Origin of the sequence: Streptomyces yaizuensis (genome assembly GCF_034961445.1) — a bacterium.
GTDB lineage: Bacteria > Actinomycetota > Actinomycetes > Streptomycetales > Streptomycetaceae > Streptomyces > Streptomyces yaizuensis.
Window position 1 is genome coordinate 218,044 of record NZ_BSBI01000010.1, and the last position, 18,777, is coordinate 236,820.

Here is an 18,777-nt window from a genome sequence, read left to right on the forward strand (position 1 = left end):
TCCGGCGCGCGACCACCGCTGACCAGCTCTCTCCGGCCCTCGCCGAGATCAACGCCCGTAGCCGACAAGGGAACGCACATGGAACCTTCGCCAGACCCGATACACCCTGACGACGCCCCGCCCGCCCGTCACCGCCCGGTGTGGATGCGCTGCCGCCTTGGCGCTGCCGACGCACTGACCACCGTACTGATCTTCGGGGGCGGGTACCTTGCCGCCGGCGGACTGCTGACCGGTGCCGTCGTACATGACCTCTACCCGCAGTCCCGGTATCTGCCGGACTGACCACGACTACCGCCTCAAGTGGCAGCGCACCGCACAACGCTAGCCACGGGGCGGTACTCGGCCCCTGAACCGCACACCAGGGGCCGACGGTGCGGGGCACCGCTGAGGGAAGTGCCCCCGGCGCCGGTCGGACTGCCTATATCCGGCCGGCGCCCACTACGCCCCTCACTCCCTGACTCCGCCCGACGCCGATCCGGGCGGACCCGTTCCCGGACGGACGCCAGGACCTCACCGCCTGGTGCATCCCGGAAACACCAGGGCCCCGGCGTGCCCCCCATTCCGCTCGCCGGGGCCCGTCCAACGCCGACTTCCGAAAGGCATTTTGATGACGCTTCACGTCGAAACCGCCCCGGACGGATCGTTCGAGCTGCGCATGGTCAAGCTGTACAACTGCGTCGTGCCGGAGGTGCGGATCGTCGTCCCCCGCGTCGCGCTCACCGTGTTCGTGAACGATGTCCGCGCGGGGGTTTTTGATCACTTGCTTGCGTCCGACGACGAGATGGCCGCCGCGCGGGAGCTGGTGAGCTGGTCCACCTCCGAAGATGCCGCCGGTCAGAACGCCTGTGACGGCTCCGGGCACGATGATGCCGACCCCTGCCGCTGAGGCATCCCGCCCTCCGTCCGAAGAGGCGTGTTGCCTCCCGTTCGGCGTCTGCATCCGTGCCGCGTCGGCCCGGGGCGACTACGACGGTGTCCTGATCCCCCAGGACGCCCGCGCGGAACACGAGGCCACGGCCCACCCGCCTTCGCCCGCCTGACCGGCCCCTGATTCCCTCCGGGCACGCACCCCACCCTGCTGCCCGGAGGCTGAGGGAGCACCCCCCACCCTGCGCTCCCTGACCCCGGTCGGCCCCGTCCCCCGCACCGGTCGACCGGGGTCCAACCCCTTCACACCCTTCCCGAGAAGAGAGCCATGCCCGAACTCGTCAAGCCCGGCGGCACTCCGCTGCCCGCGCCCACCGCCCGGAAGATCTGCCCCCTGCTTCCCCCCTGCGCGCAGCCGTGCCCCATGTGCGCCGGGACGCCGGCTGTCCCCGGACCCCCTGCCACCTGACCCGACCCATCCACCGCATTTCCAATCGAAGGAGATACCCATGGCGCATGCCGACATCGACCCCACCGCCCCGCCCCGCCGCCGGATCGGAGCCGTGGTCCTCGTCCAGGACCCGATCAGCCGCATCCTGCTCGTGAAGCCCACCTACAAGGACGGCGCCTGGCAACTCCCCGGAGGCGGGGCGCACGCCAGCGAGTCCATCGCCGACGCCGCCGCCCGCGAGCTGGCCGAGGAGACCGGGCTGCGTCTCAAGCTGACCCACGCGGTTGTGATCGATCAGGTCCCCGCCAACCCGGCCACCGGCACCGCCGAAGGCTTCAACTTCGTTTTCGACGGCGGCGTACTCACGGGCCCCGAGGCCGAGGCCGCAGCGATCCCCGACACGGCCCGCGCCGAACTGGAAGACCTGCGATGGGTGGCGCCGTCGGAGCTGGTCACGTACGTACTCCCGTACCAGGAACGCCGCATCCGAGCCGCCCTCCACGCTCAGGGACGCGGTGACTCCCTGCCCCCGCTGGTCTTCGGGTCGCCTGCCCCGTAGTACCCGCACCCATCAGAACTCCGCCCCCGCCACCTGATCCGAAATCGTGTCCCTCACGGCAACGGTCACGGCGGGGGCGGGCACCACACCCTGATCCCGTACAGCAGAGAGAGCCCGTGTTCGGTAAGAAGAAGGCGTCGCCCACCGTGAAAGCCGTCAAGGCGCAGGCCAGTCGCGAGACGGACGGCCCCGTCACCCCCGCCGACACTCAGCAAGCCGCGCACCGGAACGCCCTTCTCAAGGAGCTTCCGACCGACCTTCGCCGGCAGGAGCGTAAGGACCGTGTCCAGATGCGCGCGGAGGACCGACGCAACGGGCCGGCCTGACCGTAGGGGAACCGTGTGACCGGCCCCGGTCCGTGCTCGATACGGGCACGGGCCGGGGCACCGGTGCGTCAGAGCTAAGCGTCGCCCTGGTCGGACCGGTCCCGGATGTACGTGCCCCGACCCGTGACGGTGAAGACCAGCCCGCTTTCCCTGAGCACGGCGAGGGCAGCACGGACCGTGTTCCGCGCGACCCCGTACCGCTCCGTAAGTGCCTTCTCAGACGGAAGGGGGCTCCCCGGAGCCAAATCGCCCCGCTCAATCTCGGTGGTCAAGTCGGCAGCGATCTGCCGATACGGGGGCTCCGGGGCCCGGGGGTCGATCTCACGCGCTGCCATGACACAGAGCGTAGCCACAGAGCACACCGACTATCCGTCTAGACAGGACTGAACAGGGCTAGACGGACCTATATAGGTTCGCCTGCCGTCAGACACGAAAACGCCCCGACAGATCGCGCGAACGGTCCATCGGGGCTCCGCCGAGACAGCCCGTGGAGCTGAAACGACATGCGAGACCTTACCGTCCACGCCCTCACATGGGTGTTACACCTGCTCTTCCCCGCCCGGGGCCGACACCGCACCGCCACCCCCGAACTCGTCCCGGTCGTTCCGTCCACTGAGCCTGCCCCCGTCTCGCCGTGGTCTCGCCCTTGGACCGGACCGACGAAAGAAGAAGCCGCCGCGATCTTCTGGCAGCAGGCCGAAACCACACTCAGGCTCCGCGCCGTACAGCAGCAGCGCCGGAGGGCCCTCTACTACGCCACCCGGGGCGTAGACCTTCCGTACAGCTACCCGGGAGCCCCGTTCCCCGCAGCAGCGTGGACATCGACGGGTGTGACCGCATGACCGCCGAGGTGTTCGTGACCGCGCTGCACGACGGAGCCCCGGAACCGTTCAGCGCCGTATGCGTGGACTGCAAGCGCACCACCACCGGAGCCGTACCCGTCAGCATCGTGGACCGCTCCAGCGGCCCCCCCGGTGACCCTGTACGCGTGCCCTGACTGCGTGGTCCTGTATGGCGATGGGCCACGCCGGTACGACACGGCCCATCTGAACTTCTGGTAGATCCGCAACGCCAGAGAAGCCCCGTTCGGCCACGTGCCGGGTGGGGCTCTTTTCTATGCCTGAACTGCTGCCTTCCGAGTTCGCAGGGTGTACGGTCTGCTTCGTCCGGGGGGACCCCACAAGGCTGGATTTTGCCGGGTGATCGTCGGCGAGGCTGGTTTGTGCGGGTCGGCCCGGCCCGGGTGGTGGTGCGGGTTGGCGGGGCCTCCGGGCTCACCTCCTCGGGGTCGGCGAGCGTGTTCACGGGGTTGTGTGCGGGTGGGTCTCCGCCGATCCCCTGCGGGGGCGACCCTGCACCCCCGCCCACACAGCAAGCGAAGCCGGACCGTACCCCCGGCGGGGGGAAAAGGTGTGCGGGACCCCGTACCGACACGGGTCCGGCAGCGCGAGGCCAGCCTCGTACCGACACGGCCCCGGACGAGCGCGTCGTACCCGCATCGACGCTGGCGGACAGCGCCAGGCCGACCTCGCGCAGACGCAGGCCACCCGTACCCCAGCCGGCAGAGGCGTTTCAGCGGCCCCCGAATCTTGGCTTCCGTCGTTCCACGAAGCTCGCCACCCCCTCCTTGGCGTCCCCCGTCCCCATGTTCAGTTCCTGCGCCGCCGCCTCCGCCGCGAAAGCCGTCCCCCGGTCGCTCTCCAGCGAGGCGTTGACCAGTTGCTTGGTGAGGGCCAGGGCCCGGGTGGGCCCCTGGGCCAGGCGGTGGGCCCACCGGCGGGCCGTCGGTGCCAGCTCGGGGCCCGGGACGACCCGGTTGACCAGGCCGAGCCGTTCGGCGTCGGTGGCGGTGAGCGCGTCGCCGAAGAACATCAGTTCCTTGGCCCGCTGGGGGCCGATCAGCCGGGGGAGCAGATAGGCCCCGCCGCCGTCGGGGACCAGGCCCCGGCGGGCGAAGACCTGGATGAAACGGGCCTCTTCCGCCGCGAGGACGAGATCGCAGGCGAGGGCGAGCTGGGCTCCGAGCCCGGCGGCTGTGCCGTTGACGGCCGCGATCACGGGTTTCTCGCAGTCGAGGACGGCGGCGACGAGCCGCTGGGCGCCTCGCCGCAGGGTGCGGGAGACATCGCCCACGGCCCGTTCCGCCGGGGCCGCCCCGGCCGGCGCCCGCAGGTCGGCGCCCGCGCAGAAGCCCCGGCCGGTGGCGGTGAGGACCACCGCGCGCACGGCGGGGTCGGCGCCGGCGGACTCCAGGAGGGTGATGAGCCGGTCGCGCTGGGCGGGGGTGATGGCGTTCAGCGCCTCGGGCCGGTCGAGGGTGAGCCACAGCACCGCGTCCTCGATCCGGTGCAGGACCCGGTCGGCGGTGTCGTCTGACGCGGTCATGCGCCGTCCTCCTGTTCCGCGGGGGCCTCGGCGTCGGGGGCCGGCTCCCGTTCCGGGTGGCAGACCGCCAGCGCGTCCAGCGCCACGGCGCCCTGCCCCCGTTCCAGGACGACCAGCGGGTTGATGTCCAGTTCCGCGAGGTCGTCGCCGAGTTCCAGGGCCATGCGCTGGACCCGCAGCACCACCTCCACCAGGGCGTCCACATCGAGCGGCGGTCCTCCGCGCACCCCGTCGAAGAGCGCCCGCCCGCGCAGCTCGTCGAGCATCGCGCGCGCCTCGCCCTCGCCGAAGGGCGGTACGCGTACGGCCGTGTCCTGGAGCACTTCCACCAGCACGCCGCCGAGCCCGATCGTCACCGTGGGCCCGAACAGGGGGTCGCCCGTGATCCCGGCCATGGTCTCCAGGCCGTGTCCGACCATCTGGCAGACGAGTACGCCATCGAGCGCGGCGTTCTCGTACCGGGCGATGTCGATCAGCTCCCGGTAGGTGTCCCGCACCTGGCTGGCGGAGGTCAGTCCGACCTTGACCAGGCCCAGTTCGGTCTTGTGCGCGAGCTGTGCCCCGGACGCCTTCATGACGACGGGGTAGCCGACCTGCGCGGCCGCCCGGACCGCCGCCGCCGCGCTCGTCACCAGTTGCTCGCGCGGCACCCGGATCCCGTACGCGCGCAGCAGCTGCTTGGCCGCGTGTTCGCTGAGCTGCTGTCCGGGCCGCATCAGGGCCTGTGCCTTGCGGAAGGAGGGGGAGGGGGTGCGGGGGGCGTCGTCGAAGGGGGAGCGGTACTCCCGTACGAAACGGTGGTGGCCGAGGTAGGCCCGTACCGCCCCCACGCAGTTCGCGAACGTGCGGAAGGTCGCCACCCGGGAGGAGCCGAGGAGGGTGTCGCGGTAGGCGGCCTCCGTTCCCACGGGGGAGCCCCACACCACGCACACCAGCTTCTCCGTGGTCTCCGCCGCCGCCACCAGGTCGTGTGCCAGCCGGTCGCTCATCGGCGGGAAGGGGCCGGTGATGGGGCAGACGAGCACGCCGACGGCGGGGTCGGCGAGCAGCGCGTCGATGATCTTCCGGCCGCGCCAGTCGCCCACGGGGTGGCCGCCGTTGTCGATGGGGTTGGCGACGTTCAGGTACTCCGGGATCCACTGGTGCAGCTCGCGCTGTTTCGCGGCGGACAGGCGCGGCAGCCGCAGGCCGGCGGTGGTGGCGAGGTCGGCGAAGTGGGCGCCCGTGCCGCCGGAGATCGAGTACACGGCGACGCCGTCGGCGACCGGCGGCCGGGCCCGTGCCAGCAGGGCGGCGGTGTCCTGGAGTTCGTCGAGGCCGTCGACGCGGATCACCCCGTACTGGCGCATCGCCGCGTCCACCACCCGGTCGGCGCCGGTCAGCTTGCCGGTGTGGGAGGCCGCCGTGCGGGCGCCCGTCTCCGTACGCCCCACTTTGACGGCGACCACCGGGACTCCGCGCCGGGCCGCCCGGTCGGCGGCGAGCAGGAAGGAGCGGCCGTCCTTCAGCCCTTCGACGTAACAGGCGATCGCGCCGACTTCCGGCCGCTGCGCGAAGTAGGAGAGGAAGTCGGCGGTCTCCAGGTCGGCCTCGTTGCCGGTGGGCGCCCAGTGGGAGAGCCGGATGCCCAGCTCCTGGAGGGCGAAGAGGGGCCGGCCCTGGTGGCCGGATTGGGTGATGAGCGCGATGGCGGGGCCTTCGAGGTCGTCCCGGAACTCCTCGAAGGCGTTGAGATTGGTGTTCGGGCCGAGCAGCCGCACGCCGGCGCGGCGGGCGGCGTCGCCCAGCCGTTCCTGCGCCAGTGCGCCGTCGGTGCCGGTCTCCGCGTACCCGGAGGCGAAGGCGACCGCGAACGGGACCTTGGCGTCCGCGAGTTCGCCGATGAGGGGGAGCGGATCGGCGACGAGCAGCACGGCGAGATCGACGGGCCCGGGGAGCGCGGCGACGGTGGGCACGCAGCGCAGGCCGAAGACGGCCGGGCGGGCCGGGTGGACGGGGTGGAGGCGGGCGCCGACCCGCTGTGACCAGGCGATGAGTTGGCGGGTGATCCCGGTGTTGGGGCGGCCCTCGCCGTCGGAAGCGCCGACGATGGCGACGGAGCGTGGCCGGAAGAAGCGGTCGAGGTCGGGGACGGGCGCGTACAGGGGGCGGCCGCTGACATCCGTGTCCCCGGGGGTGACGGAGGCCGGCGCGGTGTCGTGGACGACGGCGTCCCGGGGGGTCTCCCCGCAGGCGACGACGCGTGCGCGGAGGTCGGAGGTGAGGGTGCCGCGTGTGGATCCAAGCATCGGTGGGCCCCGTTCCCGCTCTCGCTGCCAAGTGACTGACGCGTAACTGACGCAGCATCAGGTTACTCAGCTGACTGGTTGTCAGGAAGATGGGGAACGGGGAGTGGGGTGCGGCGCTGGGTTGCGCGTGGGTGGCCGGGGGGTCAGCCGGACCGCCTCCGGGCCCGGGCCACCTCCCGGGCGATACGGTCCGCGTCGAGCGCGATCTCGCGGAGCATGCCGCTGATCGGGTTGGTGTAGCCGGTGAAGTGGAGCCCCGGCGCGCCCTTCGGGGAGCGGCCGCCCCGGGCCAGCGGCCGGCCGCCCGGGTCCAGTACTTCCAGGTGGCCGAGCATGCCCTCCAGGCCGCGCCGGTAGCCGGTCGCCGCGATCACCACGTCCGGCGCGACGCTGCCGCCGTCGGCGAGGACCACGCTCTCCCCGTCGAAGGCGGTCACCGCGGCCACCGGGCGTACCGCGCCGGACCGTACCGCCGCGATCAGCCCCATGTCCTGCACCGGGCTCGCGCCCTGGCGGACCCGCGTGTACAGGCCGGTCTCCGGGCGCGGCAGGCCGTACGGCGCGAGATCGGGGACGGCGACCCGGGTCAGCAGCGCGGCGGCCCGGTCCACCAGGGGTACGGGCAGCCGCCGGACCAGGATGCCGGTGCGCTGGGAGGGCCAGCCGAGGGTGGAGCGGCGGAGGATGTGCGGCGGCGTCCGCACGGCGAGCCGGACCCGGGCGGCGCCGCCCCGCGCGAGGTCCACGGCGATCTCGGCGCCGGTGTTGCCGACGCCGACGACCAGGACGTCGAGGTCGCGGTAGGGGGAGGGCTCGCGGTACTCGCGGGCGTGCAGCAGCTTGCCGGTGTAGCCGTCGAGACCGGGCCAGTCGGGGATCCGGGGGGTGTGGCTGTAGCCGGTCGCGACGACGACGGTACGGGCGGCCAGGCGGCGGCCGCCGGTGGCGTGCAGGAGCCAGCCGTCGCCCGCTGCCTCCGCGTTTTCGGCTTTCTCGGCTTTCTCGGCTTTCTCGATTCGGGTGACCTCGACGCCGGTGACGATGTCCAGATCGTGGTACGCGGCGTACTTCTCCAGGTAGCGGACCATGTTGTCGCGCGAGACCCAGCGGCCGAAGCGGCGGGGGATGGCGAGCCCCGGCAGCCCGGAGAGCGCGCGGGGGGTGTGCAGATGGAGCCGGTCGTAGTGGCCGCGCCAGGAGGAGCCGACGGCACCGGACCGCTCCAGCACCACGGCCCGGACGCCTCGGGCGCGAAGCGCTGCCGCGGTGGCGAGTCCGGCGGGGCCGGCGCCGATGACATAGACGGGCGTGTCGTCCGTTCGGTCCATGGGCGGTGAGCGTAGCGGCGGAGGGGGTTGATTGGTCCCGGTCAAGTCGGCAATTCCCGCGGAATCGATCACATGTGGACGGGGGGTGGCGCGATCCGTCCGTCTTCGGCGCCCTGTGCGCCCTTCGCGCCCCGATGGCCTCCGCTTCTCACGCACACCTCTTGCGTACGGGTGGGCCGGTCAGGTCAACTGACATTCCGTCAGGAGTGTGGGTGGTGGGTGTCCGCCGGGAGAACCCTTCCGGATCGCCCTTCCGGATCACTTGTCCGGATCGCTCATCCGGAAGGCCGGTCCGGAACGGGTTTCCGGGACGGGTTTTCGGGACGGACTCTCGGAACGAGTTTCGGAACGGGTTTCGGAAGGCCGGTCCGAGCAGCTTTCCGGAAACGGTTTTCCGGGTACGCCACCGGGCTCTCCGGAGCCCGACCGCCCGCCGCGCCGGAGCCCCCGGCCCGACCCCGCGATCGGAGTCCCAGCGATGGCCGCCGCCCCGACCCCGCCACCGCACGCACTGCCCGAGATCGACGACTTCACCCGCCCGTACTGGGAAGCGGCGGCAGAGGGCCGACTGCTGGTACGCCGCTGCCGGGGCTGCGCGCGGGCGCACCACTACCCGCGCGAGTTCTGCCCGTACTGCTGGAGCGCGGACGTCGTCTGGGAGACGGCGAGCGGCCGCGCGACCCTCTACACCTGGTCGGTGGTGCACCGCAACGACCTGCCGCCGTTCCGGCTGCGGCTGCCGTACGTGGCGGCGGTGGTGGACCTCGCGGAAGGGCCGCGGATGTCGACGGAGATCGTGGAATGCCCGCCGGAGGCGCTCCGCGTCTCGATGCCCTTGGAGGCGACCTTCCGGCGGGCGGCACCGGAGCTGTGCTTGCCGGTGTTCCGGCCGTCGCGGGGGGTGGGTGCGGGGAGGGGGGACGCGGCGGCCTGAGCCTGTGCGGGTCCGTCGTCGGGGACCAGTCCCCGAACCCCTGCGCCTCAAACTCCCCCAGACTCCGTCCGGGGGGACCCCCAAGGGGCTGGAATTTGTGCGGCCTGTCCCGGGCCCGGGTGGTGGTGCGGGTTGGCGGGGCCTCCGGGCTCACCTCCTCGGGGTCGGCGAGCGTACTCACGAGGTCCGGTGCGGGCGAGCCTCCGCCAATCCCCTGCGGGGGCGACCCTGCACCCCCGCCCACGCAGCAAGCGAAGGCGGACCGTACCCCCGGCGGGGGAAAGAAGGGTGCGGGACCCCGTACCGACACGGGCAAGGCAGCCGAGGCCCCGAACGGGAGGCCGAGGTACCCGTACCGACGCGGGTCGGGCAGCCGGGGCCCCGGACGAGCGCGACGTCCTCGTATCGACGCGGGCGGGCAGCGCGAGGCCGACCTCGTACAGGTGTGCCGTCCAAAGCGTTTAAGGGATTTAAGCGGCGGGTGGCGTGAGGGTCTTGACAAGGTGGTCGCTGATGGGTTCCGAGCCCGTCAGGGCACGCGCCATCGCCGACCTCCTCCAGAAAGGCCCCACCCGCCGATGACCACCGACCCCACCGACCCCACCGACCCGGCCGCCGCCGAGGCCCGACGCGCCCTCGCCCAGGCCCTCATGGACTCCGGCGACCTCACCGACTCCCGGTGGCTCCTCGCGTTCGAGGAGGTCCCCCGTCACATCTTCGTCCCGTACTTCTACGGGCCCTCCGGGGAACGCGTCTCCGGCGACGACCCGGCGACGCGCGAGCGGTGGTTGACCGCCGTCCACGAGGACCGCGGCCTGGTCACCCACCGCACCGGCGGGGCGGCGACCTCGTCCAGCTCGCAGCCGTGCCTCATGGCCACCATGCTCGAAGCGCTCGCCGTCGGGGACGGGATGAGAGTGCTGGAGATCGGCGCCGGCACCGGCTACAACGCCGCCCTGCTCGCCCACCGCCTGGGCGACGACCGTGTCACCACCGTCGACATCACTCCGGACATCACCGGGTCCGCGCGCGAACGCCTGGCCGCCGCCGGATACCGGCCGGCCGTGATAACCGGCGACGGCTCCCTCGGTGTCCCCGACCACGCCCCCTACGACCGGATCATCGTCACCTGCGGCCTGACCACCGTCCCCCCGGCCCTGCTCCGGCAGCTCACTGCCGACGGCTTCCTCCTCGCCCCCCTCGGCAACGCCCTCGCCCGCGTCCACCCCACCGGCCCCTCCACCGCCACCGGCCGCTTCCTCCCCCACGGCGCCTTCTTCACGCCCCTGCGCCACACCCCGGCCGGCGGCGTCCCGACCCGCCGCCCGCCTGTGCCCACCGGCCCCGGTCGCCCCTCCACCCTCCCCGCCGGAGCCATCGCCGACAGCCGCTTCCGCTTTCTCGCCGGCCTCGCCGTCCCCGGACTCACCTGGCAGTACGACCGGGGCGAGGACGGTGGGATCACGGGAGCCCGCGTCTGGCACCCCGACGGCTCCATCGCTGAGGCCCGCCCCGACGCCACCGTCACCGAGGCGGGACCGCGCTCCCTCTGGACCGCCCTCGAAGAGGCGCACCGGACCTACCGGAACGCGGGTCGCCCTGCCCCGGACCGTTACGGCATCACCGTCACCACCGACGAACAACGCGTCTGGCTCGACAACCCCGAGGGCCCGGGCTGGACCCTGGGCGGGCGATGACGTGAGGCGGCCGGCGGCCGGCAGCCGGGTCACTGGACACCGTCCCCGTTCGGCGGAGCCGTCCAGGTCATCGCCAGGGCGAAGCCGAGGTCGTCGAACCGGGCCCCGGGGAAGACACTCCCGTAGAGCTCGCGGAACCGGGCGCGCGACAGATAGCGGTCGCTGAGCAGGTGGGCCAGCCAGGGCCGGCTGTGCCAGAAACGCAGCTGGAACCACGCGTCGCGAAGTCCCACGCGTCGGATCTCGCCGGGGAAGCCCCACACCGCGGGCCAGGTGTACGCGCGGCGCGGCGGCGTCGGATACGGGTCGCAGACGTTGTCGATCAGTGCGACGGTGCCGCCGGGCCGCACCAGGCTCTTCAGGTGTTCCAGGCCCGCGCGGCAGTCCTCCAGGTGGTGCAGCATCGTATGGCTGTAGACCAGGTCAAAGCCGTCCTCGTCGTTCTGCTCGAACAGATCCTCGACCACATAGCGCACGTTGGGCCGTGCCCTCCTGGCCCGGGCGATCTCGATCAGGGGAGCGCTCAGGTCCAGACCGACGACTTCCTCGAAGCTGTCCGCCAGGGCCTCGGCCGCGTGCCCCGAACCGCAGCCGGCATCCAGGGCGCGCTCGCCCTTCAGGCCGAGACCGAGCAGCCAGGCGGTGTTCTGCCCCGGAAGGAGACTCACGAAGCGGTCGTAGTCGAGGGCGAAGGGGTCAAAGGACTGTGGATCGGCTGTCTGCGTCATGCCTCCTCCGTACCTGGCCCGGCCCCCGGGCGCAGCGGAACGGCCGAACCTGCGGAGCCATCGCTACGGCCACAGCAGCTCCCGCTTCCAGGAGCGGCCCTCCCGCCGGTAGCGGAGCCGGACGTGCCGGCGCCAGGCGTCGCCCTGGAAGAACTCCGCCTCGCGCGGGGCGAGGACGTACCGGGTCCAGGTCGGGACCGGGGCGTCCGGTTCCGCCTGGGCGCGGGCCCAGGCCTCCGCCGAGGCGTGGGCCAGGGTCTTGGGGTCCGGCAGGATCTCGCTCTGCCGGCCGGTGAGCGCGGCCGCCAGCGCGCCCGTGGAGCGGGCCGCGAGATCGGCGCGGCTCTCGGCGGCGGGTGCGGCGGTCACCGGGCCGCGCAGCCGGATCTGGCGGGCCTGGGCGGGCCAGTAGAAGCCGATCGCGGCCTCCGGGCGGGCCGTGAGCTGGCGGCCCTTCGCGCTGGTGGAGTGGGAGGCGAAGTGCCAGCCGGCGGCGTCCGCGTCGTGGAGCATCAGCGTCCGCACATCGGGCCGGCCCTCCTCGTCCACGGTGGCCAGGGTCATCGTGTGCGGCTCGGGCTGCCCGGCCGCGACCGCCTCCGCGAACCACCGGTGGAAGAGCGGCAGCGGATCGCCGGGCGCGTCGGCCGGGTCGAAGGAGGGCAGGTCGATGTCCCAGACCCGCTGTTCGCGCAGGAGCGCGGCGAAGGCGTCGTGGGCGTGGAACGGATCGTGCCGCGCGGGCGGGGTGTCATGGCTCATGCCGCCAGTGAACACCACTCGAACCGTAGTACTCCGCTTATAGTGGTCGGCGTGGCCGGACATCAGTCGCCGGCCGCGTGATGGCAGCAGGAGGAAGCGGAACGATGCGGCAGAACCTGGCCCGGCGGGCGGCCCTTGTCGACGCGGCGATCGAAGTGCTCGCCCGCGACGGCGCCCGGGGGCTCACCTTCCGGGCGGTGGACGCGGAGGCGGACGTCCCGAAGGGCACCGCGTCCAACTACTTCGCCAACCGCGACGACCTCCTCAACCAGGCCGGCGCCCGCGTCTACGAGCGGCTGCGCCCCGACGAGGCGGCGGCGGAGGAACTGCTGCGGGGCCGGGTCACCCGGGCGGACCTGGCGGAGCTGGTCCGGCTGGCGGTCGAGCGGGTCGCGGCCTTCCGTACGGGCTATCTCGCCCTGCTGGAACTCCGCCTGGAGGCCACCCGCCGCCCGCAGCTGCGCGCCCTGCTGACCGAACAGGTCCGCGACGACATGGCGCTCAACGTGACGAACCACCTGGCGGCGGGCCTGCCCGGGGACGCGGACGCCGTCCGGCTGATCCATCTCGCCGCGAGCTGGCTGACGGTGGAGCAGCTCACCCTGCCCGACGTCCTCCCGCCGGACGAGGCCGCCGCGCTGCTGACCACGCTGGTGGAGCGGCTGATCCCGCAGGACTGACAGGGCGGCGGCCCGAAGGACGGCTGGACACCGCCCCTCGTCCTCGGCGAACAGCACGTGGTCCGCACGGGCCCGATCCGGCGACGGCACCGACATCCTTCTCCTGGACGAGCCGACCGTCGGCATGGACCCCACCCAGCGGCCCATCACCAGCGGGGCACAGTCGCCTTCACGGGCGCCACCGGGGACTTCCTCGCCCGCACGTCGGCCGGTACGCACCCGGCCGCCTGGCCGAGGAGGCGTACGCCCGGCGCGCCCCGGCCGGCCGCGCGTATTTTTCCGGTCCGGCTCATTCCGTCCGCCGCTCTGGTGCGTGGTGTGACGGCCACAGTCTTCCCGAGGGTGCCGCGACCCGCCGCGACGCAGGCCTAGTCCGCGCCCAGGACCACCGTCCCCGACGAGCAGAACCACCCCCCCGTCCCCGACGCCACCCCCAGCCTCGGGAGGGAGCCGTCAGCGCGGTGGATCTGGTGGGCGCCCGCCTGGCCGCGGAGTTGGCGGACCGCCTCGACCAGGAGGAAGAGCCCCCGCATGCCCGGGTGGCAGGCGGAGAGGCCGCCGCCGTCGGTGTTCACCGGCAGGGGGCCGCCGGGGCCGATGCGGCCGTCCGCGACGAACGGGCCGCCCTCGCCCTTGGCGCAGAAGCCCAGGTCCTCCAGGGTCACCAGGGTCATATAGGTGAAGGCGTCGTAGATCTGCGCGAAGTCCATGTCCGCCGGGGTCAGGCCCGCGCGTTCGAAGGCGAGAGGGCCCGAGACCGCCGCCGGGGAGAGTGTGAAGTCCTCCCACCCGGACAGCGCGGAGTGGGAGACGTACTCCCCGGTCCCCAGCACCCGGACCGGCGCCTGCGCCAGGTCGGGCGCGTACTCCTCGGCGGCCAGGAGCACCGCGCAGCCGCCGTCGCTGCGGATGCAGCAGTGCAGTCTGGTGAACGGGTCGGCGATCAGCGGCCCGGACAGCACCTCGTCCACGGTGAGCGGGTCCCGGAACATCGCCTCCGGGTTGCGGGCGGCGTGCGCCCGGGTCTGGACGGCGACCTGGGCCAGGTGTTCCGCCGTCGTCCCGTACTCGTGCATATGGCGGCGGGCGGCCATCGCGTACTTGGCGATCAGGGTGTGCCCGTACGCCACCTCGAACTGCTGCGGGCCCCGGCCGCCCCAGGAGAGGTCGCCCGTGCGGCGGCCCGCCCGGATGTCGGCGCGGGCGGTGGAGCCGTAGACCAGGAGGACCGCGTTCGCCCGGCCGGCGGCGATGGCGTCGGCCGCGTGCGCGGCCATCACCTCCCAGGTCGCGCCGCCGACGGAGGTCGAGTCCACCCAGCGGGGCCGCAGCCCCAGATAGTCCGCCACCTCGACGGGCGCGAGGGTGCCGAGGCCGGCGGAGGCGAGGCCGTCGATCACCGAGCGGTCGAGTCCCGAATCGGCGAGCGCCCGCCGTGCGGCCTGGGCGTGCAGGGCGTACGGGGTGGCGTGGTCGACCCGCCCGCAGTCGGCGAGGGCGACACCGGCGACGACGACCCCGCGGGACGCGGAACCGCGGCCGGGCGGGGTGCGCGGCTTGGCGGACATGAAGCTGACGGTACATCAGACGTACGGATCCCGGACCCTCGCATCAGGTATGCGGTCCGTGACCCTCACATCAGGCGTGCGGATCCCGAACCCTCGCATCAGGCGCGCGGGTCCGTGATCTCGCATCGGCCATACGGATCCGGGGCCCTCTGGGCATCCGCCTTCCCCCGCCCTAATATGACGAGCCGTCAGTTCTGGAGGTGTCCATGGCCACCGCTCCCACCACCGAACAGGAAGCCATCCGCAGCACCCTGCGCGCCCTGCTCACGGCGGAGTGCGCGACGGACCGCGTCAGGGCCGCCGTCCTCACCCCCGACGGCCACGACCGGGACCTGTGGCAGCGCCTCTCCGCCGACATCGGGCTGCCGGGCCTCACCCTCCCCACCGCCCTCGGCGGCGCCGGCTGCGGACCCGCGGAAGCCGCCCCGGCGTACGAGGAGACCGGCCGCGCCCTGCTGCCCTCCCCGCTGCTCGCCACCGCCGGGCTCGCCGCCCCCCTGATCGACGCCCTCGGCACCCCCGCCCAGCGGACGGAACTGCTGCCCCGCGCCGCCGCCGGAACCCTTGTCTGCGCCCTCGCGCTCCCCGGCGGCAGCCTGCCCACCGCACTCGGCCTGACCTGTGACAACGCCGCGGTGGAGTGGTCGGGCGGCGGCCGCTGCGGCGGTGTCCGGGCCCGGCCGGCGCCCGATGGCGGCTGGCTGCTGTACGGGGAGGCCGAGCGCGTTCTCGCCGGGCACAGCGCCGGACTGCTGCTGGTCGCCGCCCGCGCCGGTGGCTACCCGCGCGGCCGGACCCTGCTGTTCCTGGTCCCCGGCGACGCGCCCGGACTCACCCGTACCCGGCTGACCGCCCTCGACGAGACCCGCCCCCAGGCCCGTGTCGAACTCCGCGACACCCCCGCCGCCCTCCTCGGCCCTGAGACGGGCCCGGAGACGGGCACAGACACGGACACGGGCACGGCGGATGTCCTCGGTGCCCTCACCGACGTCGGCGCGCGGGCCGCCGTCCTCGTCGCCGCCGAGTCCGCGGGGACGGCGGCGGCCGCGCTGGAGCGGACCGTCGCCCACGTACGCGTACGGGAGCAGTTCGGCCGGCCCATCGGCTCCTTCCAGGCGGTCAGGCACCGGCTCGCGGACCTGTACGTCCAGGTCCGGGCGGCCCGTTCGGCGGCCCACCACGCCGCCGGCGAACCCGCCGACGCCGGTGCCCTCGCCCTGGCCCAATGCCTCGAAGCGGTACGGGCGGTCACGGCCGAAGCGGTGCAACTGCACGGCGGCATCGGCTTCACCTGGGAACACGACGCCCATCTCTACTTCAAACGCGCCGCAGGCGACGAACTCCTCTTCGGCCCCGTCCACCGGCTGCGGGCCCACGCCGCCGAACGCTCCGGGCTGTTCACCCCCCAAGCACACGAAGAGCACGAACGAAACGACGAGACTCGACGAACGGAGGCCACCGTCCGATGACGACCCGACGCCCGCCCCTCACCGTCCGCGCCGCCCGCAGGATCTCCGCCACCCGCGCCTTCGCCCGGCTCGCCCCCCGCGTCGTCCCCGCCCTGGACCACTGGGTGCACCGGCTGACCCGCGGCCGGGTCCTGCCCAGCACCCGCATGCTGCCCGGCGCCGTCATCACCGCCAGGGGAGCCAGGACCGGCCTGCCCCGCGCCATCCCGCTCGCCTGCATGCCCGAGCAGGACGGCACCTGGGTGCTCGTCGGCTCCAACTTCGGCCGGCCCCACCACCCGGCCTGGACCGCCAATCTGCTCGCCCACCCCGACGCCGGGATGAACTGGAAGGGCGACGACTTCCCGGTCACGGCCCGGCTCCTGGAAGGCGCGGAACGGGAGGAGACCTGGGCCCGGGTGCTGGACTTCTGGCCCCCGTACGCCGCCTACCAGGCCCGGATCGACCGGCGGATCAGACTCTTCCGGCTGACCCGCCGCCCCGCCCCGCCCCCGTGAACCCCGCTCTCCCGTGCCGTCACGCCGTGCCCGGACCGGCGAAGTCCGCCCGCCCGGCGTAGTCGGCGAACTCCCGGGGCTCCCGCCCCAGCGCCTCCCGCACCCCGTCCCCCGGCTTCGCGCTGCCGTCCCGCCCGATGTGCCCGTACAGCTGGATCAGCACCTCCGTGACCTCCGCCGGGAGGCCGCGCCCGGCCATCTCCGTACGGAACTCGTCATCCGTGACCGGCGTGTACGTCACTGTCCTGCCCGAGGCCCGGGAGATCTCGGCCACCACCTCGTGGAAGGTGAGGGCCCGGGGGCCCGTGAGGTCGTACACCCGCCCCGCGTGCCCCTCCTCCGTCAGCGCGGCGACCGCCACATCCGCCAGGTCGTCCAGGTCGAGGAACGGCTCACGCCCCTCGCCCGCGGGCAGCCGCAGCTCCCCCTCGGCCAGCAGCGGGGCGAGCCACTCGGCCTCCGTGAAGTTCTGCGCGAACCACGACGGCCGCAGGATCGTCCACTCCGGGCCCGCATCCCGCACCGCCCGCTCGGTCGCCAGCAGGGTGCCGTCCGGGTCCGGCAGCTCGCTCCAGGTCCGCGCGGACAGCAGCACCAGCCGCTCCACCCCCAGTTCGGCGGCCAGCCGGCCGAAGGCGCGGACCTGCTCGGGGGCGTCCGGGCCCTCGGAGTCCACGACATAGACCGCGCGGACCCCCTTCAGGGCCGGGGCCCAGGAGGCGGGATCCGTCCAGTCGAAACGCACCCGGCCCGCCCCGGGGCGGCGGGACGCCACCGCGGCCGGGACACCGAGCGCCGCCAGTTTCGCGGCGACCCTGCGGCCCGTCTTACCGGTGCCGCCGAGCACCAGCACCGAAGGGGAGGGAGCAGAGGCAGCGGAGGGAGCAGAGGAGGCGGGAGAGGGAGCGGGAGAAGGGGCGGGGGTGGAAGAACTCGTCGTCATGGAAACCAGTGAACCCGCCCCCACCGATACGCGCGATGGCTGTTCCTCTCATTTCGATGTCCCATCGTCTCGCGCCCCCGTCCCCCGCTCCTAGAATCGACGCCATGGATGACGCCCTGTCGAACCTGCTCCACGGTGTCCGCCCCGAGGGGGCCCTGTTCGACCGGTCGGCCCTGCTGCCGCCCTGGTCGCTCCGGTTCGCCCAGGGCACCCCCCTCGCGCTGCTCACCGTCCTCTCCGGCGAGGCATGGGTGATGTCCGACGGCCACACCCCCGTCCGGCTCACCCCCTGCGACGTCGCCATCGTCACCGGCCCCGAGCCGTACACCGTCGCCGACGACCCCGGCACCCCGCCGCTGGCCCGCTACGACGGTGTGGAGTGCACGGTCCTGGGGCCCGACGGACACCCCGCCACCACGCCCGCCGAAGCGGCCCGCGCCGCCGCCATGTGCCTCGCCCCGGACACCGCCCCCGATCTCTCCGGCGCCGTCCCCGGGCCCCGGCCCCCCGGACTCGCCGATCCCGCCGACCACGCCGATCCCGCCGGCACCGGCACCGTCCTCCTCAAGGGCGTCTACCGCGTCCGCGGCAGCGTCTCCGACCGCGTCCTCTCCGCCCTTCCCCGGATCGCCCTCCTGCCCGCCGTCCCCGAGGGCTGCATGCCGCTGGAGATGATCGCCCAGGAGCTGCGCCGGAACGTCCCCGGACAGCAGGTCGTCCTCGACCGCCTGCTCGACCTGCTGCTCGTCACCAGCCTGCGCGAGTGGTTCGCCCTGCCCGGCTCCGGCGCCCCCGCCTGGTACCGCGCCCACACGGACCCCCTGGTCGGCCACGCCCTGCGGCTGATGCACGGCGACCCCGCCCACCCCTGGACCGTCGCCTCGCTCGCGGGCGCGGCCGGCGCCTCCCGCGCCCGCTTCGCCCACCGCTTCACCGAACTCGTCGGCCGGTCCCCGATGGCGTACCTGACCGAGTGGCGCATCTGCTGGGCCGCCGACCTGCTCGCCCGGACCGACTCCACCGTCGACGCCGTCTCCCGCCAGGTGGGCTACTCCAACGCGTACGCCCTCAGCGTCGCATTCAAACGGATCCGAGGCGTCCGACCGAGTGAACACCGCGCTCTCGCGCGCACGGGAGCCTGATGGACGGGTATTCCCTACCCGAGGTCCTTCCCGAGGTCCTTCCCGGGGTTCTCCCCGAGGTCCCCGGCGGCCCCCGCCCGCTCCGGGCCCGGAAATGAGCGCAAGAGAGCGGAAAGGGAGCGGAAATCGAGCGGGCGGGTGATTGTCCGTTCT

General features: G+C 73.4%; 19 protein-coding genes. 11 read left to right on the plus strand and 8 right to left on the minus strand.

Annotation, left to right across the window (positions count from 1 at the left end):
- The first annotated feature begins 78 nt into the window (after window positions 1–78).
- From SYYSPA8_RS23745 to SYYSPA8_RS23760, 4 genes are all read left to right on the plus strand, one after another.
- On the plus strand, window positions 79–282 hold the full coding sequence (locus SYYSPA8_RS23745; RefSeq protein WP_323449313.1) for a hypothetical protein: 204 nt from the start codon (window positions 79–81) through the stop codon (window positions 280–282).
- Between the two features lie 325 nt (window positions 283–607).
- A complete protein-coding gene (locus tag SYYSPA8_RS23750; protein ID WP_323449314.1) occupies window positions 608–886 on the plus strand; it encodes a hypothetical protein in 279 nt (92 codons plus the stop codon).
- 490 nt (window positions 887–1,376) lie between these two features.
- Window positions 1,377–1,877, plus strand: coding sequence for an NUDIX hydrolase (locus SYYSPA8_RS23755; protein ID WP_323449315.1), 501 nt, complete (start codon window positions 1,377–1,379; stop codon window positions 1,875–1,877).
- Window positions 1,878–1,993: 116 nt separating this feature from the next.
- Window positions 1,994–2,203: a hypothetical protein gene (locus tag SYYSPA8_RS23760; RefSeq protein ID WP_323449316.1), complete on the plus strand. Its 210-nt coding sequence runs from the start codon at window positions 1,994–1,996 to the stop codon at window positions 2,201–2,203.
- A gap of 74 nt (window positions 2,204–2,277) precedes the next feature.
- Here SYYSPA8_RS23760 and SYYSPA8_RS23765 read toward each other — a convergent pair whose 3' ends face one another.
- Entirely contained in the window at window positions 2,278–2,538 is a 261-nt protein-coding gene (locus SYYSPA8_RS23765) for a GntR family transcriptional regulator (protein ID WP_323449317.1), read from the minus strand.
- A 503-nt stretch (window positions 2,539–3,041) separates the two neighbouring features.
- Here SYYSPA8_RS23765 and SYYSPA8_RS23770 point away from each other — a divergent pair.
- Window positions 3,042–3,200: a hypothetical protein gene (locus SYYSPA8_RS23770; RefSeq protein ID WP_323449318.1), complete on the plus strand. Its 159-nt coding sequence runs from the start codon at window positions 3,042–3,044 to the stop codon at window positions 3,198–3,200.
- Between the two features lie 575 nt (window positions 3,201–3,775).
- On the opposite strand, the gene SYYSPA8_RS23775 is transcribed toward SYYSPA8_RS23770, so the two are convergent.
- From SYYSPA8_RS23775 to SYYSPA8_RS23785, 3 genes are all read right to left on the minus strand, one after another.
- A complete protein-coding gene (locus SYYSPA8_RS23775; protein ID WP_323449319.1) occupies window positions 3,776–4,588 on the minus strand; it encodes an enoyl-CoA hydratase/isomerase family protein in 813 nt (270 codons plus the stop codon).
- On the minus strand, window positions 4,585–6,876 hold the full coding sequence (locus SYYSPA8_RS23780) for an acetate--CoA ligase family protein (RefSeq protein ID WP_323449320.1): 2,292 nt from the start codon (window positions 6,874–6,876) through the stop codon (window positions 4,585–4,587). The genes SYYSPA8_RS23775 and SYYSPA8_RS23780 overlap by 4 nt, the downstream gene beginning before the upstream one ends.
- 143 nt (window positions 6,877–7,019) lie before the next feature.
- A complete protein-coding gene (locus tag SYYSPA8_RS23785) occupies window positions 7,020–8,204 on the minus strand; it encodes a flavin-containing monooxygenase (RefSeq protein ID WP_323449321.1) in 1,185 nt (394 codons plus the stop codon).
- A gap of 478 nt (window positions 8,205–8,682) precedes the next feature.
- Between SYYSPA8_RS23785 and SYYSPA8_RS23790 the strand changes: the two genes are divergently transcribed.
- Window positions 8,683–9,138, plus strand: coding sequence for a Zn-ribbon domain-containing OB-fold protein (locus SYYSPA8_RS23790; protein ID WP_323449322.1), 456 nt, complete (start codon window positions 8,683–8,685; stop codon window positions 9,136–9,138).
- Between the two features lie 578 nt (window positions 9,139–9,716).
- A complete protein-coding gene (locus SYYSPA8_RS23795; RefSeq protein WP_323449323.1) occupies window positions 9,717–10,835 on the plus strand; it encodes a methyltransferase domain-containing protein in 1,119 nt (372 codons plus the stop codon).
- Window positions 10,836–10,864: 29 nt separating this feature from the next.
- Here the strand turns inward: SYYSPA8_RS23795 and SYYSPA8_RS23800 are convergent, their stop codons facing one another.
- Window positions 10,865–11,563, minus strand: coding sequence for a class I SAM-dependent methyltransferase (locus SYYSPA8_RS23800; RefSeq protein ID WP_323449324.1), 699 nt, complete (start codon window positions 11,561–11,563; stop codon window positions 10,865–10,867).
- A gap of 63 nt (window positions 11,564–11,626) precedes the next feature.
- Window positions 11,627–12,325 carry a pyridoxine/pyridoxamine 5'-phosphate oxidase gene (locus SYYSPA8_RS23805; protein ID WP_323449325.1) on the minus strand — a complete coding sequence of 233 codons (699 nt, stop codon included), beginning with the start codon at window positions 12,323–12,325 and terminating at the stop codon, window positions 11,627–11,629.
- A gap of 104 nt (window positions 12,326–12,429) precedes the next feature.
- Between SYYSPA8_RS23805 and SYYSPA8_RS23810 the strand changes: the two genes are divergently transcribed.
- The gene (locus tag SYYSPA8_RS23810) at window positions 12,430–13,005 is read left to right on the plus strand and encodes a TetR/AcrR family transcriptional regulator (protein WP_323449326.1); all 576 of its coding nucleotides are present in this window, start codon (window positions 12,430–12,432) and stop codon (window positions 13,003–13,005) included.
- A gap of 368 nt (window positions 13,006–13,373) precedes the next feature.
- On the opposite strand, the gene SYYSPA8_RS23815 is transcribed toward SYYSPA8_RS23810, so the two are convergent.
- The gene (locus SYYSPA8_RS23815; protein WP_323449327.1) at window positions 13,374–14,573 is read right to left on the minus strand and encodes a thiolase C-terminal domain-containing protein; all 1,200 of its coding nucleotides are present in this window, start codon (window positions 14,571–14,573) and stop codon (window positions 13,374–13,376) included.
- 206 nt (window positions 14,574–14,779) lie between these two features.
- On the opposite strand from SYYSPA8_RS23815, the gene SYYSPA8_RS23820 reads away from it, so the two are divergent.
- Both SYYSPA8_RS23820 and SYYSPA8_RS23825 read left to right on the plus strand, forming a co-directional pair.
- Window positions 14,780–16,042, plus strand: coding sequence for an acyl-CoA dehydrogenase family protein (locus SYYSPA8_RS23820; protein WP_323449328.1), 1,263 nt, complete (start codon window positions 14,780–14,782; stop codon window positions 16,040–16,042).
- Window positions 16,039–16,539, plus strand: coding sequence for a nitroreductase family deazaflavin-dependent oxidoreductase (locus tag SYYSPA8_RS23825; protein WP_323449329.1), 501 nt, complete (start codon window positions 16,039–16,041; stop codon window positions 16,537–16,539). The genes SYYSPA8_RS23820 and SYYSPA8_RS23825 overlap by 4 nt, the downstream gene beginning before the upstream one ends.
- A gap of 19 nt (window positions 16,540–16,558) precedes the next feature.
- Here SYYSPA8_RS23825 and SYYSPA8_RS23830 read toward each other — a convergent pair whose 3' ends face one another.
- Complete coding sequence (locus tag SYYSPA8_RS23830; protein ID WP_323449330.1) at window positions 16,559–17,482, minus strand: NAD(P)H-binding protein; 924 nt, start codon at window positions 17,480–17,482, stop codon at window positions 16,559–16,561.
- A gap of 104 nt (window positions 17,483–17,586) precedes the next feature.
- Between SYYSPA8_RS23830 and SYYSPA8_RS23835 the strand changes: the two genes are divergently transcribed.
- Entirely contained in the window at window positions 17,587–18,624 is a 1,038-nt protein-coding gene (locus SYYSPA8_RS23835; RefSeq protein ID WP_323449331.1) for an AraC family transcriptional regulator, read from the plus strand.
- Window positions 18,625–18,777 lie beyond the last annotated feature (153 nt).